The sequence below is a fragment of the Hymenobacter agri genome (genome assembly GCF_054778495.1).
In genome coordinates, this window is sequence record NZ_BAAGZM010000005.1 from 13,022 (window position 1) to 30,496 (window position 17,475).

Annotated in this window: 14 protein-coding genes and 1 pseudogene; 6 read left to right on the forward strand and 9 right to left on the reverse strand. The window is 59.3% G+C overall.

The annotated features are described in order from the left end of the window. Positions 1-21 precede the first annotated feature (21 nt). The 6 genes from ACYVDE_RS00835 to ACYVDE_RS00860 form a co-directional block, all read right to left on the reverse strand. Entirely contained in the window at positions 22-1,812 is a 1,791-nt protein-coding gene (locus ACYVDE_RS00835) for an acyl-CoA dehydrogenase family protein (protein WP_460499579.1), read from the reverse strand. Between the two features lie 292 nt (positions 1,813-2,104). Continuing rightward, complete coding sequence (locus ACYVDE_RS00840) at positions 2,105-3,292, reverse strand: acetyl-CoA C-acetyltransferase (RefSeq protein WP_460499580.1); 1,188 nt, start codon at positions 3,290-3,292, stop codon at positions 2,105-2,107. A gap of 13 nt (positions 3,293-3,305) precedes the next feature. Beyond that, positions 3,306-4,112: a hypothetical protein gene (locus tag ACYVDE_RS00845; RefSeq protein ID WP_460499581.1), complete on the reverse strand. Its 807-nt coding sequence runs from the start codon at positions 4,110-4,112 to the stop codon at positions 3,306-3,308. A gap of 15 nt (positions 4,113-4,127) precedes the next feature. After that, a complete protein-coding gene (locus tag ACYVDE_RS00850; protein ID WP_460499582.1) occupies positions 4,128-6,536 on the reverse strand; it encodes a 3-hydroxyacyl-CoA dehydrogenase/enoyl-CoA hydratase family protein in 2,409 nt (802 codons plus the stop codon). A gap of 124 nt (positions 6,537-6,660) precedes the next feature. Continuing rightward, entirely contained in the window at positions 6,661-7,146 is a 486-nt protein-coding gene (locus tag ACYVDE_RS00855; protein ID WP_460499583.1) for a MarR family winged helix-turn-helix transcriptional regulator, read from the reverse strand. A gap of 101 nt (positions 7,147-7,247) precedes the next feature. Continuing rightward, entirely contained in the window at positions 7,248-9,047 is a 1,800-nt protein-coding gene (locus ACYVDE_RS00860; RefSeq protein WP_460499584.1) for an AMP-dependent synthetase/ligase, read from the reverse strand. A gap of 200 nt (positions 9,048-9,247) precedes the next feature. Between ACYVDE_RS00860 and ACYVDE_RS00865 the strand changes: the two genes are divergently transcribed. From ACYVDE_RS00865 to ACYVDE_RS00880, 4 genes are all read left to right on the forward strand, one after another. Continuing rightward, positions 9,248-10,405: a formimidoylglutamase gene (locus ACYVDE_RS00865; RefSeq protein ID WP_460499585.1), complete on the forward strand. Its 1,158-nt coding sequence runs from the start codon at positions 9,248-9,250 to the stop codon at positions 10,403-10,405. A gap of 124 nt (positions 10,406-10,529) precedes the next feature. Next, entirely contained in the window at positions 10,530-10,787 is a 258-nt protein-coding gene (locus ACYVDE_RS00870; RefSeq protein ID WP_460499586.1) for a cytochrome b5-like heme/steroid binding domain-containing protein, read from the forward strand. A gap of 76 nt (positions 10,788-10,863) precedes the next feature. Continuing rightward, positions 10,864-11,661 carry an N-acetylmuramic acid 6-phosphate etherase gene (gene murQ / locus ACYVDE_RS00875; protein ID WP_460499590.1) on the forward strand — a complete coding sequence of 266 codons (798 nt, stop codon included), beginning with the start codon at positions 10,864-10,866 and terminating at the stop codon, positions 11,659-11,661. A gap of 104 nt (positions 11,662-11,765) precedes the next feature. Next, entirely contained in the window at positions 11,766-12,350 is a 585-nt protein-coding gene (locus ACYVDE_RS00880) for a hypothetical protein (RefSeq protein ID WP_460499591.1), read from the forward strand. A gap of 115 nt (positions 12,351-12,465) precedes the next feature. On the opposite strand, the gene ACYVDE_RS00885 is transcribed toward ACYVDE_RS00880, so the two are convergent. The 3 genes from ACYVDE_RS00885 to era form a co-directional block, all read right to left on the reverse strand. Continuing rightward, positions 12,466-12,729: a hypothetical protein gene (locus ACYVDE_RS00885; protein WP_460499587.1), complete on the reverse strand. Its 264-nt coding sequence runs from the start codon at positions 12,727-12,729 to the stop codon at positions 12,466-12,468. A gap of 163 nt (positions 12,730-12,892) precedes the next feature. Next, positions 12,893-14,221: a ribosome biogenesis GTPase Der gene (gene der, locus ACYVDE_RS00890; protein ID WP_460499588.1), complete on the reverse strand. Its 1,329-nt coding sequence runs from the start codon at positions 14,219-14,221 to the stop codon at positions 12,893-12,895. Between the two features lie 193 nt (positions 14,222-14,414). Further along, a complete protein-coding gene (era, locus tag ACYVDE_RS00895; RefSeq protein WP_305032952.1) occupies positions 14,415-15,311 on the reverse strand; it encodes a GTPase Era in 897 nt (298 codons plus the stop codon). A 224-nt stretch (positions 15,312-15,535) separates the two neighbouring features. Here era and hemH point away from each other — a divergent pair, with 224 nt between their 5' ends. Together hemH and ACYVDE_RS00905 are read left to right on the forward strand one after the other, a co-directional pair. Further along, entirely contained in the window at positions 15,536-16,582 is a 1,047-nt protein-coding gene (gene hemH / locus ACYVDE_RS00900; protein ID WP_460499589.1) for a ferrochelatase, read from the forward strand. Positions 16,583-16,746: 164 nt separating this feature from the next. Next, positions 16,747-17,475 (forward strand): annotated as a pseudogene (locus ACYVDE_RS00905) (hydrolase); the annotation flags it as partial.

Genomic DNA, 17,475 nt, shown 5'->3' on the forward strand with positions numbered 1-17,475 from the left:
GAACCCGTTAAAATCCGTGGCCTAGAACACGTATTCGTTGGCCTCAATCAGCTTGGCAGCGATGCGGCGGCGCGATTCCTTCACGTTGATGAGCTCGGTTTTGGTGAAGCGCTTAAGGCCCATGAGCAGCAGGCGCTGCTCATCGCCCTCGGCCATGCTGCCGATGGCGTCTTTGGCGGCTTTCTCCACCAGGTCCACGGCGTCGGCCAAGTACACGCGGGCGATGTCGGCCTGCACGCTCAGGGCTTCTTCGCCTTTGGCGGCGGCTTCTTTCTCCACGCGCAGGATGGTGCTCTCGGCGATGTACACCTTGATGGCCATGTCGGCGATGTTCATCAGCAGCTCCTGCTCTTTGGCCAGGGTGGCGGTGAATTTCTGCACGGCCGAGCCGGCCACCATCAGGATGGCCTTTTTCAGGTTGGCGATGGTTTTCAGCTCCTTGCTGAACAGGCCAGTTTCCTCGTCCTGGCTCATGCTCGGGATGCTCAGCAGCTCCTGCTGCACGGCCTGGGCGGGGCCCATCAGGTCGATTTCGCCTTTCAGGCCCTTCTTCAGAATCATGTCAACGGCCAGCAGGCGGTTGATTTCGTTGGTGCCTTCGAAGATGCGGTTGATGCGGGCATCCCGGTAAGCGCGGTCCATGGGGTAGTCGGCCGAGAAGCCATAGCCACCGTAAATCTGCACGCCTTCGTCTACCACGTAGTCGAGCACTTCCGAGCCTTCTACTTTCAGCATGGCGCACTCCACGGCAAACTCGCGGGCGGCACCCAGCAGGGCCTCGTTGGCACCTTTGCCTTCGGCCATGAGCTGCTGCTCCATGCGGTAGATGTCCATACCGGCGCGGTAGATGGCCGACTCGACGGCGTAAATGCGGATGGCCTGCTGGGCAAGTTTGTAGCGGATAGCGCCGAATTTCGAGATGGGCAGTTTGAACTGCACACGCTCGTTGGCGTAGCGGATGCTCTGGGTAGCGCCCATTTTGGTAGCGCCCAGGCAGGCGGCGGCCAGCTTAATGCGGCCAATGTTGAGCACGTTGAAGGCGATGAGGTGGCCTTTGCCAATCTCGCCCAGCACGTTCTCCTTGGGAACCAGCGCGTCGGACAGGAACACCTGGCGGGTGCTGCTGCCCTTGATGCCCATCTTGTGCTCCTCGTTGCCGAGGCTTAGGCCGGGCGTCGATTTCTCCACGATGAAGCCGGTGAACTTGTCGCCGTCAATCTGGGCAAATACGATGAACACGTCGGCGAAGCCGGCGTTGGTAATCCACATTTTCTGGCCGTTCAGTACGTAGTGCGTGCCTTCGGCGTTGAGGACGGCTTTGGTTTTAGCACCCAGCGCGTCGGAGCCCGAGCCAGGCTCGGTGAGGCAATAGGCGCCCATCAGCTCGCCGCTGGTGAGGCCGGGCAGGTACTTGGCCTTCTGCTCGTCGTTGCCGAAGTACAGGATGGGCAGCAAGGCGATGCCGGTGTGAGCCGCGAAGGCTACCGGGAACGAGTGGCCACCGCCCACGCCTTCGGTTACCCGTAGCGAGGTGGGGAAGTCCATGTCGAGGCCGCCGAACTGCTCGGGCACGCTCACGCCGAACAGGCCGAGCTGGCCGGCTTTCTCCATCAGGCCGCGCATGAGGCCTTCCTCGTGGTTGTCGAGGCGCTCGAGCAGGGGCGAAACCTCCGTTTGCACGAAGTCGATACACGTCTGGTGCATCATATTCTGCTCCTCGGTGAAGTCGGCCGGGGTGAAGACGCTCTGGGCATCGGTCGGCTTGATGATGAATTCGCCGCCCTTCAGGCTGGCTTGCTGCGTTACTTCCATGACAGTTTGGGGTGGGGTGTGGAGTTGAAAAGTGTTAGGCTAGCCTACTAGTTGGAGAAACAAAGAGGCCGGCGGTTTAGTGTTGCAAGATAAGAAAAAATGTTAGGCACGCCTACTACTTTACGAAAAGAAAACCCCGGATGAGCGGGGTTTTCTCTTTTCATTCAGAATGTCATGCTGAGCGCAGCCGAAGCATCTCGCTCGCATCGTTGCAGCCAACTTGATTACTGCTGCACGCGAGATGCTTCGGCTGCGCTCAGCATGACGTTCTTTTTAGCGGCGACACAAAAAGCTACTTCAGCAGCTCGTAGATGCCGGCGACGCCCTGGCCGCCGCCCACGCAGGCGGTAACCATGCCGTACTTTTTGCCGCGCTCGCGCAGTTCGTCGAAGAGCTGGATGCTGAGCTTGGCGCCGGAGCAGCCCAGCGGGTGGCCCAGGGCAATAGCACCGCCGTTCACGTTCAGCTTCTCGGTGTCGATGCCGAGCTCGCGCACCACGGCCAGGCTCTGCGAGGCGAAGGCTTCGTTGAGCTCGAACAGGTCGATGTCGTCGAGTTTCATGCCGGCCTGCTTGAGGGCTTTGGGCACGGCGGCAATGGGGCCCATGCCCATGATGCGCGGGTCGACGCCTTCGGAGGCGTAGTTCACCATACGGGCGATGGGTTCCAGGTTCAGCTCCTTCACCATGCGCTCCGACATCACGAGCACGAAGGCCGCGCCGTCGGAGGTTTGGGACGAGTTACCGGCCGTGACAGTGCCGTTGGCGGCGAACACGGGGCGCAGCTTGGCTAGGGCTTCTACCGAGGTATCGGCGCGGGGACCTTCGTCGGTATCCACCACGTAGGAGCGGTTTTTCTTCTTGCCTGTTGCTTGGTCCACATAGGTTTCTTCTACCGTGATGGGCACGATGCTCTTGGCAAACTTGCCGGCCTGAATGGCCTTGATGGCCTTCTGGTGCGAGTTGTAGGCGAATTCGTCCTGGTCTTGGCGCGAGATTTTGTAGTCGTTGGCCACGGCTTCGGCCGTCAGGCCCATGCCCATGTAGTAGTCGGGGTGCTGCATGGCCAGCTTGTAGTTGGGCACGGTTTTCCAGCCCACGGTGGGCACCATGCTCATGCTCTCGGTGCCGCCGGCGATGATGCAGTCGGCCATGCCGGCCGAGATTTTGCCCACGGCCATGGCGATAGTCTCGACGCCGGAGCCGCAGTAGCGGTTCACGATGAGGCCGGGCACGTTGATGGGCAGGGCCAGCAGCGAAATCAGGCGGCCCATCTGCAGGCCCTGCTCGGCCTCGGGCACGGCGTTGCCGACGATGACGTCGTCGATGCGCGTGGGGTCGAGGGCGGGCACTTCGGCCACAAGGTGCTTGATGACGACGGCGGCGAGGTCGTCGGGCCGGGTGAAGCGGAAACCGCCGCGGGGGGCTTTGCCCACGGCCGTGCGGTAGCCGGCTACGATATATGCGGTGTTGTTCGACATGTTTATTTGATTATCAGATTACGGGCACCGAAACCTTTGACAAAGGATTTTTACAGGCCACAGTTTGCAACTTGTTTTTGAAATGCACGCAACTTGCGTAGTTCGTAAGCTGCGACGTTTTTCCGGTCAGGTAATTTTTAATTTCCTGTTCCTGCTTGTAAGAGCCGATGAAGTCTCCTCTAATCTGCTTAGGTTCCTGCCATTCAATGACGAATCCGTCATGGTTTACAGTTACTAATCCGTAGCCAGCATGCTTGCAGATTTTCAAAAACTGATTCCACTTTTCGGAAGATGCCAGATGTTGCATAGCTTCTTCTGGCAGAGCCAACCACTTTTCATTACCAGCATACTTCCCTAGCTGCTCATGAACACCGGTTGTCAGTAACGAAGGCGAGTCATTATAGAAGCCAATTACTAGAAAAGAAGCCAGTAATGTTCCTGCTGCAATTAGTATCAACCAGTACCAAACCAACGTCCAGAATATAGCTAGCGATACAACGGTTGGTATGACCAGTAATGCACTGATTAATACATTCTGCTTAGTGCTACCCTCTTTTGAAGCTGTCAAAAGAGAGTAAGCCGTTTTCATCGATTTAGCTTCGATTGCAACAGAATAGCAACTAGTTGCTTTGCTAATACAAATCAGACCGTCAACTCTATCGTGCCCTTTCTTCCCCTCGTACTGCTTTTTTAGCAACATTTCCACGTCAGCGAAAATCCTGCATTTAGGATTCATCTTCGCATAGCGTGAATGGAGGTAGTGCAAAGCCCATGTTTGCACTACCCGTTCATCCATCACAGCATTTGCTTGAGAAGCCATAGCAGCTTGAGATGCTTAGTTTCTAAGCGGCTTGCCCGTCGTGAGAATAGACTGAATCCGCTCCAACGTCTTGCGCTCGCCGCAGAGGCTCAGGAACGCCTCGCGCTCCAAATCCAGCAGGTACTGCTCACTCACCTCGGTGGGGGCCGATAGGTCGCCGCCGCACATCACGTAGGCCAGCTTATCGGCAATGAGCTGGTCGTGGGTCGAGATGTAGTTGCCCTGCTGCATGGCGTACACGCCGGTTTTGAACATGGCCAGGGCGCCCTTGCCGTGCACCTTGATGTTGGTTTTCTGCAGCGGCTGGGTGTAGCCGGCATCGGCCAAGTCGAGGGCCGCGGCTTTGGCCTGGGCGATGACGCGGTTCGAGTTCACCACAATCTCGTCGCCGCGGCGCAGGAAGCCCAGGTCGAAGGCCTCAGCGGCCGAGGTCGAGACTTTGGCGGTGCTGATGGTCATGTAGGTGTTGCGCAGCAGGTTGAATTCGGGCTCGCCGTCTTCGTACTTGGCCGCGGTGCGCAGGGTCATTTCCTTGGTGCCGCCGCCGCCGGGGATGAGGCCAACGCCGAATTCCACGAGGCCCATGTAGGTTTCGGCGGCCGCTACCACGCGGTCGCAGTGCAGGTTCAGCTCGCAGCCGCCGCCCAGCGTGAGGCCGTGCGGGGTGCCCACCACCGGGATGCTGCTGTAGCGCATCCGCATCATGGCCTGCTGGAACTGCTGAATCATCATGTTCAGCTCGTCGAACTCCTGCTCGAGGGCCTGCATGTACACGAGGCCCAGGTTGGCGCCGGCCGAGAAGTTCGGCGCGTCGTTGCCCACCACGAGGCCGCGGTAGCCGGCTTCGGCCATCTCTACGCCCTTCAGCAGGCCCAGAATCACGTCCTGGCCCAGCGAGTTCATCTTCGAGTGGAACTCCACGTTCAGAATTCCGTCGCCAAGGTCGATAACCGAAGCGCCCGAGTTTTTCCAGAGCACCTTGCCGCTGGCGCGCAGGTTGTCGAGAATGATGAAGTTCTCCACGCCCGGCACCGGCTGGTAGCCTTTCGAGGCGATGTCGTAGAATTCGCGCACGCCGGCGTCCGTCACGCGGTAGAAGCTGGTGTGGCCGGCGGCCACCATCTCCTCCACCCACGGGGCCACGGTGCGGCCGGCGGCCTTAGCCAGGTCGATACCGGCCTGCACGCCCAGGGCATCCCAGGTTTCAAACGGGCCCATTTCCCAACCGAAGCCGGCGCGCAGCGCGTCGTCGAGCTTGTACAGCTCGCCGGAAATCTCGGGAATGCGGTTGCTTACGTAGGCAAACAGGCTGCCGAAGCTCAGGCGATAGAACTCGCCGGCCTTGTCCTTGCCCGCCACCAGCACCTTGAAACGGTCGGCCAGCTTCTCGATGGTTTTGGTCATTTCCAGCGTGGCAAACTTCACCTTCTGGCTCGGCTTGTATTCCAGGGTATTGAGGTCGAGGGCGTGGATTTCCGACTTGCCGCCTTCACCCTTCACTTTCTTGTAGAAGCCCTGGCCGGTTTTGTCGCCCAGCCACTTGCTCTCGCCCATCTTCTTCACGAAGTCGGGCAGCACAAATACGTCCTTGGCCTCGTCATCGGGCAGGCCCTGGGCCAGGCCGTTGGCCACGTTGATGGTCGTATCGAGGCCCACTACGTCGGACGTGCGCAGGGTAGCCGACTTGGCGTGGCCGATTACCGGGCCGGTCAGCTTATCGGTTTCCTCCACCGTCAGGCCCAGCTTCTGCATGGTCTGCATAGCGTCGAGCAGGGCGAACACGCCCACGCGGTTGGCGATGAAGCCGGGGGTGTCCTTGGCCAGTACCACGGTTTTGCCCAGGTACAGGTCGCCGTAGTGCTGCAGAAAGCTCAGCACCTCGGGTTTGGTGTCCGGGGTCGGAATGATTTCCAGCAGCTTCAGGTAGCGCGGCGGGTTGAAGAAGTGCGTGCCGGCAAAGTGCTGCTTGAAGTCCTCCGAGCGGCCCTCGGCCAGCAGGTGAATCGGGATGCCCGAGGTGTTGCTGGTAATGAGCGTGCCCTTCTTGCGGAACTGCTCCACCCGCTCGTAGAGGCTCTTTTTGATGTCGAGGCGCTCAATTACCACCTCAATCGTCCAGTCGCAGGTGGCAATATCCTTCAGGTTGTCGTCGAAATTGCCGGTTTTGATGCGGCTCGCGTCGGCCTTACGGTAGAGGGGCGATGGGTTGGCAACGATTGCGGCCTGCAACGCAGCGTTCACGATGCGGTTGCGTACGGCGGGGGCCTCCAGCTTGAGGCCTTTTTTCTCCTCCTCGGGCAGCAGCTCTTTGGGAGCGATGTCGAGCAGCAGCACCTGCACGCCGATATTGGCGAAGTGGCAGGCAATGCGCGAGCCCATAACGCCGGAGCCGAGCACAGCAACTTTCTTGATGGTTCGATTCATAATGATGTTAAACGGTCATCCTGAATGGCGCGAAGACCCTTACCACGTTCGCGCCTAAAATGAATTGTGAATCTGCCGAAAGCAGCCGTGATAAGGCGCTCCCGTCGGCAGCCTGACAACGGTTTTAGCTGTAAGAAGTCGGCGACTCGGCGCGCAACGCCTTCAGCGTGAAGTCTTCGAATAAGGTTTTGCCCTCAATCATGCCCGTAATCTGACCAGCAACTTTGAAGAACACGTCGAGCTGGCTCTGCGGGATTTTCTCCCGGATTTTCAGGTTGAAGTGGCGCACCGTCTGGCGCGAAACCTCTTTTTTCTCCAGCCCGAGCTCGGTCAAAAAAATGCGCACCGAGCGTTTATCTACCGAGTCGGCCTGCTTGTAGATGAGGCCTTTTTCCTCCATGCTCCGCAGAATGCGGGTGAGGCTGCGGGTTTCGAGGCCCAGCAGCGGGGCAATTTTGGTGGCGGGCGTACCACGGTCCTGGTCGATATTCAGCAGCACGAAACCGATGCTCGTGGTGATATCGTTCTGGGCAGCTTGGGTGTTGTACATGCGCGAAATCGCGTGCCAAGCCACTTTTATGTTATAATCGACGGTTTCTTCGGCTTTCATGGGCGGGCTGATAGTGCGGTAAACTTACGTAAAAATTTATTAGGCTTGCATAACAGTTCAATAAAAAATAGCGCGGACTAAAAGTCCGCGCTACGCTTTGCTTAGTGCGCTGCGCGCTCGTGCGGCTCCTTCTCGGCCCGCTCGTAGATGTCGGTAATCAGGTCCTTGTTATTCTCGGTAATCACCTTGCGCTTCACCTTCATGGTGGGCGTCATCTCGCCGCTTTCTACGGTCCAGAGGGTGGGCAGCAGCACATGGCGCTTCACCTGCTCCCACTGCGCGAAGCCTTTGTTATACTTCTCAATCAAGTCTTTGTAAAGCTTCACGACTTTCTCGTTCTTGATAAGCTCTTCAGGAGCTGCGTCGGGCACGCCGTTGCGCTTGCACCAGCCTTTCAGGTCGGGGAAGGAAGGGATAACCAGCGCGGAGGCAAATTTCTGGTCGGCGCCCACCACCATGGCCTGCTCGATGAGCGGGTCTTCCTTCAGCTTACCTTCGATGACCTGCGGCGCGATGTACTTGCCACCCGAAGTCTTGAACATCTCCTTCTTGCGGTCAGTAATTTTCAGGAACTTGCCATTCACCAACTCGCCGATGTCGCCGGTGTGGAACCAGCCTTCCTGGTCGAACACCTCAGCCGTGAGGTCGGGCTTGTTGTAATAGCCCTTCATCACGGAGTCCGACTTGGTCAGAATCTCGCCGTCCTGGGCAATTTTCACTTGCGTGTTGTCGATGAGCGGGCCCACCGTACCAATCATGTTGTTTTCGGGCTCGAAGCCGCCCACGGCAATTACCGGCGAGGTTTCCGTCAGGCCGTAGCCCTCCATCACGCGAATGCCGGCCGCCCAGAACACGCGCGCCAGGCGCGGTTGCAGGGCGCCGCCGCCGCTCACGATGCAGCGCAGGTTGCCGCCCAGTGCCTCGCGCCATTTGTTGAAGATGAGCTTATTGGCCAGCGCCAGCTGCGTGTTGTAGAAGAAGCCCTGGTCTTTCTGGGTATCGTATTTCAGGCCCAAATCCAAGGCCCAGAAGAACAGGCTTTTCTTCACGCCTTCGAGTTCGTGGCCTTTCGCCACGATTTTATCATACACCTTCTCGAGCAGGCGCGGCACGGTGGTGAAGATGTTGGGCTTTACCTCGCGCAGGTTGTCGGCGATGACGTCCATGTTCTCGGCGTAGTAGATGCTCACGCCGTTTATCATGTACAAGTAGGTCACCATGCGCTCAAAAATGTGGCAGAGCGGCAGGAAGCTCAGGGCCTTGTCGTCTTTGGTGACGGGCACGAAGCGCTGCGAGTTGCGGCAGTTGCTCAGGATGTTATCGTGCGTGAGCATCACGCCCTTGGGCTTGCCGGTGGTGCCACTGGTGTAGATGAGCGTGAGCAGGTCGTCGGGCTCGACGGCGGCTTTCAGGGGCTCCAGGTCGGCGGCATTGCCTTTTTTGCCTAGCTCTAGCAATTCGGAGAAGTGGCGGGCACCTTCTACCTTATCGAAGGTGAAGACGTTGGCGGCCGGAATCTCGAGGCCCTCAATGGCTTCGTGCACCTTCTCGAACAGCTTCTTGTCGGCCACGAACACGGCCCGCACGCCGGCATCGGTGAAGATGTACTTGTAGTCTTCGACCGTGATGCTGGGGTACATCGGCACGCTGGTGGCGCCGATTTGCGAGATGCCAAAATCGGCCATCATCCATTCGGGGCGGTTCATGCTGATGATGGCCACTTTGTCGCCCCGCTTCAGGCCGAGTGAGACAAGGCCGAGGCTGACGAGATTGGCCTGGTCCTGCAACTGCTGGCTGCTGACGGGCACCCATTGGCCATCGATTTTGGCGGCCAGCGCATCGTTTTTCGGCGATTTGGCAATTTGGTGAGCGAGGATATCAAAGGCGCGGCGAACGTCCATGGGTGGGGTCGGATAATGGCGGATGACGTAAAATTCAGCTTAAATAAAGCGCTTTTTTCGGGGCTGCGCTACGCCGCAGTAACCACGGCAGTGGTATTCCTCTTACGGCCCAAAACCAAATTGGCCGCCGAAACGCTCAAAAAGCCCCAAAATCCGGCTTTTTTAGGTGTAATTTTGGGGCCTGTGCATTCCCGCTCCCAATGAATCTGGCTCTGTTTTTTGACCCGCTGCCGGAAACGCTGACTGAGGCCGCCCCCGCCCCTACCACGCTGGCTGCCTACGCCACCCGCTTCACCGAAACCTTCCCCGACTGGCGCACCGCCGACCTGGCCCTCATCGGCCTCGACGAGTGGCGCGGCAGTGCCGCTGGTCCGCCTAACGCCCGCCGCCACGGCCCCAACGAGGTGCGCCAGCGCTTCTACCAATTGCAAAAAGGCTCGGGCCTGCTGCGTCTGGTCGACCTCGGCAACCTGCGCCCCGGCCTCACTTTAGAGGACACTTACCAGCGCCTGCGCGAAATCATTGGGGCGCTGCTGGAGGAAAATACGGTGCCCATCCTGCTGGGCGGCAGCCACGACCTCGACTACGGCCAGTTTCTGGCCTACGAGGTGCAGAACCGCACCGTGAACGTGACGGTTGTGGACTCGCGGCCCGACATGGCCGAGCCCGGCCCCGGCACCCCGCCCGAAGAAAGCCACCTGCGCCGCCTGCTGGTGCACGAGCCCAACATCGTGTTCAGCCTGGCCCACCTCGGCCACCAGCAGTACCTCACGCCGCCCGAGGTGATGGTGGCCCTCGAAAAGCTGCACTTCGACACGATGAGCGTGGGCGAGGTGCGCGCCGACCGCCGCTTGGCCGAGCCGCTGGTGCGGCAGGCCGATTTTATGAGCGTGGACATTGCCGCCATTCGCTGGCAGGATTCGCCGGGCTACTACCCGGCCAACCCCTTCGGCTTAGGCAACGAGGAAGCCACCCAGTTGTGCTGGTACGCCGGCCACAACGAGCAGCTCAGTTCCTTCGGCCTCTACGGCTACCGCGCCGACGTGGACCCCAACGGCCTGGCCGCTGCCACCATCGCCACCATGCTCTGGTACTTCGTGGAAGGCTTCTATCACCGCCGGCCCGAAACAGGCTTCGGCACTTTCCGTTTCCTCACCTACACCGTGGTGCTGCCTGGCAACCCCGACAAGCTGGTGTTCTACAAATCGCGCCGCGCCGAAAAGTGGTGGATGGAAGTGGAGCGCCTCGGCGACAACGCCACCAAGCGCGTGGTGCCCTGCACCTACGAAGACTACCTGAATGCCTCGCAGGGCGACCTGCCGCAACGCTGGATTCGCCTGCAGGCGCTGCTGAGCTGAACGTCATGCTGAGCGCAGCCGAAGCATCTCGCGTGCCATTACTAATTAGTTACGTTCTCATGATTGAGTTATCACCCCAAGTGGGATGCTTCGGCTGCGCTCAGCATGACGTTCTTCTTTCAGCATGACCGTTCCAGTGAACCCAACCGACCTGCCCGCCTACACCAAAAATCAGCTCGCCCTGCGCAATGGGCAGGACCGCGACGAAATCTGGGTGGCTTACCAGGGGCAGATTTACGATGTGAGCCGCTCGCGGCTCTGGCGGCGCGGCAACCACTATGAGCACTGGGCCGGCCAGGACCTGACGGCCGAGCTGGACAAAGACGCGCCGCACACCGCCAACGTATTCGATAATTTCCCCGTTGTGGGACAACTGCTATAGAACAGGCTTTAGCTTGTTCATCGCCTGAACCGATTCCCTATTTCCGAATAAGCTAAAGCTTATTCTACACGCTATGATGACCACCGAAGCGCCCTCCGAATTCAACCACCTCGAAACCCTCTCCACCACCGAATTGCTGGCCGGTATGAACCGCCTCGACCGCACCGTGCCCGAAACGGTAGCCAAAGCGCTGCCGCAGATTGAAGCATTGGTGGAAGCCACCGTGGCCCGGCTGCGCGAGGGCGGCCGACTGTTCTACATTGGCGCGGGTACCAGCGGGCGGCTGGGCGTGGTGGATGCCTCGGAGTGCCCGCCCACATTTGGCGTGCCCGCCGAAATGGTGGTAGGCATCATGGCGGGCGGCGACGGCGCCATTCGGGTGGCCGTGGAAGGCGCCGAGGACGATGCCGAACAAGCCTGGATTGACCTGCAGCAGCACGACATCAGCGCCAAAGATGTGCTAGTGGGCATCGCCGCTTCGGGCCGCACGCCCTACGTGATTGGCGGATTGCAGCGGGCCCGGGCGGCGGGCCTGGCTACCGGCTGCGTGGTGTGTAACGCTGGCTCGGCCGTGGCAGCGGCGGCCGAGTTTCCGGTAGAGGTGGTAACGGGGCCGGAGTTCATCACGGGCAGCACCCGCTTGAAAGCCGGCTCGGCCCAGAAAATGACGCTTAACATGCTCACTACGGCCACCTTCATTCGCCTGGGCTACGTGCGTGGAAACAAGATGGTCGACATGAAGCTCTCCAACATTAAGCTTGTAGACCGCGGCGAACGCATGCTGATGGACGAGCTGGGCATTGGGCAGGCCGAGGCCGCAGCGCTGCTCAAGCAGCACGGCAGCGTGCGCGCCGCCCTCGATGCCCGGGCGTAGCACATGCTTCAGCTTGTGCCTCACGGGCTTATTTTTTCGGGCGAACGATTCGGGCGTTGAGGCGTTTCTAGGGAGGCACAAGCTAAAGCATGTGCCTCCTGCTTATGCACACCATCGAGCCGCACTACAACTGGATTGAGCAATACTCGGCGTCCGAAGACCCGCGCTCGCCGCTCTTCGAGGCCGAAAACAGCCTCGACACCTACACCAATACGATTTACGGCTATTACATCCACCCGCAGTGGGACAGCCTGGGGTCGGACACGCTGTTCTTCAAAATCCTCTTCGCCGACTACGAGTTGGGCATTGCCGCGCTCGAATTCATCGGCGAGTGGAACGACGCCATTGAAAACGACATAATGGAGCTCAAGCGGAATATCATTGATATTCTCACCCACGAAGGCATCCGCAAGTTCATCCTCATCGGCGAGAACGTGTTCAACTTCCACGGCTCCGATGACTCTTACTACGAGGAGTGGTACGAGGACGTGGAAGACGGCTGGATTGCGGGCATCAACTTCCTGGAGCACGTGCAGCGCGAAATGAAGCAGTACAACGTGGATAACTACGTCAACTTCGGCGGGCAGCTCGACGACCTGCCCTGGCGCACCTACGAGCCGCGCCGCCTGTTCGAGGTAGTCGATAACATCCTGAACCACCGCCTGGGCCTGCCCGAAACCGAGCTATAAACCCAGCACAGCTCTTGTTGCACGGCGCGCCACCGCACGTCCGAAGCAGGTGCAGCACACAAAAAAAGGCCCCTCCGCATGCGGAGAGGCCTTTTTCATACTAACTCAGCAAGAATTACTTCTTAACCTCGGTCGTGGTGGTGGTGGTTTCGGTAGCGCCGGCGGGAGCCATTTTGTCAGCGGCGTCGTTCATGGCATCAGCCTTAGCGTCGGCCGAGTCACGTACGGCGTCAGCCTTGTCTTCCATAGCGTCAGCTTTGGCTTCGCCAGCAGCTTCTACGTTGTCAGCCTGCTGCTCAACAGCCTCTTCTTTCTTGCTTTCGCAAGCGGTGAACGAGAACGAGGCAGCAGCCAGGGCGAGGAACAATACTTTTTTCATCTTGAGGTTTTGTTATGGGGTGAGATTTCGAGCAACTTCCGACGTTTCGGCCAAGCCAAAATTTCAGATTCGGGCCTTTATACCAACTCCCGGTAGAGGTAACCCGACCCGAATAAAAAATTTATGAAGTTTTTATAAAGACGGCCTCTTACTACCTGGCAGCCTACTTTTTACGGAACACAATCCCGATGGGCACGCCTTTGAAATCGAACTGCTCGCGCATGCGGTTTTCGAGGTAGCGGGTGTAGCTGGCCGTTACGTACTGCGGCAGGTTGCAGAAGAAGGCAAACACCGGGTTGTGCGTGGGCAGCTGCGTCACATACTTAATGCGCACCATCTTGCCCTTGATGGCCGGCGGGCCATAGCGCTCAATCTCCTTCAGCATCACGTCGTTCAGCTGCGAGGTCGGGATTTTACGGCGCTTGTTGTGGTACACCTCGATGGCCGTTTCAATGGCCTTGTGCACGCGCTGCTTGTTCAGCACCGACACGAAAATGATGGGCGGATACGCAATGGGCGCCAGCTTCTCCATGATTTTCGCCTCGAACTCCTTGGCCGTGTTGGTCTGCTTGTCTTCCACCAGGTCCCACTTGTTCACCAAGATGACGATGCCCTTGCGGTTTTTGTCGGCCAGGGTGATGATGTTCACGTCCTGAGCCTCGATGCCACGGGTGGCGTCCAGCATCACGATGCACACGTCGGACTCTTCCAGCGCGCGCAGGCTGCGCATGTTGGCGTAGAATTCGATATCCTCGCTCACCTTGGCTTTGCGGCGCAGGCCGGCCGTGTCCACGAGGATAAACTCGTTGCCGAAGGCGTTGTAGCGGGCCGAGATGGAGTCGCGGGTGGTGCCGGCAATGTCGGTTACAATGCTGCGGTCTTCACCGAGCAGCAGGTTCACGAGGCTGGACTTGCCCACGTTGGGGCGGCCCACCACGGCAATGCGCGGAATTTCCGACTCGGGCTCTTCCTCGCCGGCTTCTTCGAAGTGGCTCACCACGGCGTCGAGCAGCTCGCCGGTGCCGTGGCCGTTCTGGCTGCTGATGGCGAAGATTTCGTCGGCGGCCAGGCCCAGCGCGTAGAACTCGCCCACGCCGTTGGCGCGCAGGTTGGTATCGGCCTTGTTGGCCACGATGTAGATGGGCTTCTGGCCCTGGTAGCGACGCAGCACGTTAGCAAACTCCTCATCGAGGCCGTGCACGCCGGCATCGGCATCCACCATGAAGAGTACCACGTCGGCCTCTTCAATAGCCAGCTTCACCTGCTTGTTGATTTCGCCCTCGAAAATATCTTCCGAATTGTGCACGTAGCCACCCGTGTCAATCACGGTGAAGTTCTTGCCAATCCAGTCGCCGTAGCCGTAGTGGCGGTCGCGGGTCACGCCGCTCTCGTTGTCCATGATGGCCTTGCGCTGGCCCACGAGGCGATTGAAAAGCGTGGATTTGCCCACGTTGGGCCGCCCCACGATGGCGATGGTGTTCTGCTTAGACATGTTATGTGGCCCCAGCCGCCGACCCGACCTAGATTCGGCAGTGCCCGGGGTTATTTAAATTATAGATGGTCGGAGGTCTTTTCTTCTGTCATCCTGAGCGCAGCGAAGGACCTTATCACGTCTGCACCGTTTTGATTACTGCAAACTATTCAGTGGTGATAAGGTCCTTCGCTGCGCTCAGGATGACAGGCGATTATTGATAGCCGAAACGCGAAAGAGCTTTCGCGTCGGTGCGCCAGTTCTCGTTCACTTTCACGTGCAGCTCCAGGAACACTTTTTTCAGGAAGAATTTCTCCATTTCCTCGCGTGCCCAGGTACCTACTTTTTTCAGTGCCTCGCCACCCTGCCCGATAACGATGCCCTTCTGGGAGCTGCGCTCCACGTAGATGATGCCGCGAATACGAATAATGGCGTCTTCTTCCTTAAACTCTTCAATCACAACCTCGCAGCTGTAGGGAATCTCCTTTTTGTAGAGCTTGAAGATTTTCTCGCGCACCATTTCGGCGGCGAAAAAACGCTCGGGCTTGTCGGTTAGTTCGTCCTTCGGATAATACGGCGGGTGAACGGGCAGGCGCTCCAGCACCAGCTGCAGCACGCCGTCGGTACCGAAGTGGTTGAGGGCCGAGATGGGCAGCACCTCGGCGGCGTTGGGCAGCTGCTCTTTCCAGTAGGCGAGCTTGGCTTCCACTTCGGCCTGGTCGGCCTGGTCGATTTTGTTCACCAGCAAAATGATGGGCGTGTCCACCATCTTGCGCAGGCGCTCCACTACGGGCTCCTCGTCGTGCTTCTCGTAGATGTCCGTCACGAACAGCACCACGTCGGCATCTTCGAGCGACGAGTACACGAACGACATCATGGCGTTGTGCAGCTCGTATTTGGGCTGAATGATGCCGGGGGTATCGGAATAAATCAGCTGGAAATCATCGCCGTTGAGGATGCCCAGGATGCGGTGGCGCGTGGTCTGGGCCTTGCTCGTGACGATGCTCAGCCGCTCGCCCACCAGCGCATTCATCAGCGTCGACTTGCCCACGTTGGGCTTGCCAATGATGCTCACGAAGCCGGCGCGGTGGGGTTTAGTTTCGGGGTTCACGATGGATGGGTTTGATAATCAGGGCCGCAAAGGTACGGCTTTCAACGCGCAAAAGCTAGGTGCGGCCAAAATGAGCCCGGGTGCCAGCCGCTTCGCCAACCGTTTACCGCGCCGGCACAAAAGGACACGGCGCGAAACCGCCGCGGCAAACCATGACCTCAAACAACTGTTAGCCTGACGTGCCGCATGGTTTCGTCTGCGCATTGCTTCTGAACTTTGTCCTAATGAATTCTCCCGCCTCCCCTTCTCGCCGCATCGGTGTGCTGCTCGTCAACCTCGGTACGCCCGACTCGCCCCGCACGCCCGACGTGCGCCGCTACCTCAACGAATTCCTCACCGATGGCCGCGTGATTGATATGCCGGCCGCCGTGCGCTATCCGCTGTTTCAGGGCCTCGTGGTGCCGCTGCGGGCGCCCAAGTCGGCCAAAATCTACCAGCAGCTCTGGGACGACGAGCGAGGCTCCCCCCTGCTCTTCCACGGGCTCGACCTGCAAGCCAAGCTAAAGGAGGTGCTGGGCAAGGAGTACGTAGTGGCATTCGGCATGCGCTACCAGAAGCCCAGCATCGAAAAGGCGCTGGAGGAGCTGCGCGACGCGGCCGTGGACCGCATCATCGTGCTGCCGCTGTTTCCGCAGTATGCCTCGGCCAGCACCGGCTCGGTGCAGGAGAAGGTGATGGACATCGTGAAAGACTGGTGGATAGTGCCCAACATTAGCTTCATCAGCACCTTCGCCGACGACCCCGGCTTCATCGCCAGCTTCGCGGCCCGGGGCAAGGCCGAGATGGCCAAGCACGACTACGACCACGTGGTATTCAGCTACCACGGCATTCCGGAGCGGCACGTGCTCAAGGGCAGCTTCAAGGGCTACTGCAAGCTGGGCACCTGCTGCGCCAGCTACAACAAAAACAACCGCTACTGCTACCGGGCGCAGTGCTTCGCCACCTCGCGCCTGCTGGCCAAAGAGCTGGGCCTGCGCGACGACCAGTACACCGTCACCTTCCAGAGCCGCCTGCAAAGCCGCCTGCGCGACCCCTGGCTGCAGCCCTACACCGACGAAGTCATCAAGGAATTCCCGGCCAAGGGCATCAACAACGTGCTGGCCTTTAGCCCCGCCTTCGTGGCCGACTGCTTGGAAACGACCATCGAGGTGGGCGAGGAATTCAAGGAGATGTTTGAAGAAGCCGGCGGCAAGCACTGGCAGCTGGTGCCCTCGCTGAACTCGGAGCCTTATTGGGTAGAAGCGGTGGCGGACATGATTCGGCAGAATTAACAAATAATGGCCCTAAGCAACGGAAGGCGCTGTCGAATCAGGTTCGGCGGCGCCTTCTTTATTTTCATATTTCTATCCAGCTAATTTCTGTATCTTTAACGCTTTATTTTCTAATAATTCCCACGTAAATGCGTCTTCGCTACACTTTAGCGCTTGCCTTTGGCTTGGTTGCGGGCACTCAGGCCCATGCTCAGCAAGCGGTCAAAATCCTATTTGATGCCACCAAAGCCCAAACCGCCGGCAACGCCGACTGGGTGATTGATGCCGACGTGTCGGGCAGCCCCCAGCGCCTGCCCACGCCGGCACAAAGCACCGTGGTGGCCAGCACGCCCGAAGGCTACTGGACCGGCGCCCTCTCCTCGTGGGGCATTGCGCTGGTGAAGCGCGGCTACCAGGTCGAAACCCTGCCCAGTAGCGGCCGCATCACCTACGGCGACGCCAGCAACGCGCAGGACCTGCGCAACTACGCCGCCTACATCGTCGATGAGCCCAACACGCGCTACACCGCGGCCGAGAAAACGGCCATTCTGAACTACGTGCGCAACGGCGGCGGCCTGTTCATGATTTCGGACCATACCATTTCGGACCGCAACGGCGACGGCTGGGACTCGCCCGCCATCTGGAACGACCTGATGAGCAACAACTCGGTGCAGGCCAATCCCTTCGGCCTCGCCTTCGACCTCAATAACCTCACTTTTACCACCGGCGTGGGCGCGGCCACCGCCCCCACCGACTCGCTGCTGCACGGCCCTGCCGGCAACCCGGTGGCGATGGAATATCACAACGGCGCCAGCCTCACGCTGAACACCACGGCCAATTCCAGCGTGCGCGGCGTGCTGTTCAAGCCCGGTTCGGCCACCACCGGCAGCACCGGCGCCATTGTGGCGCGGGCC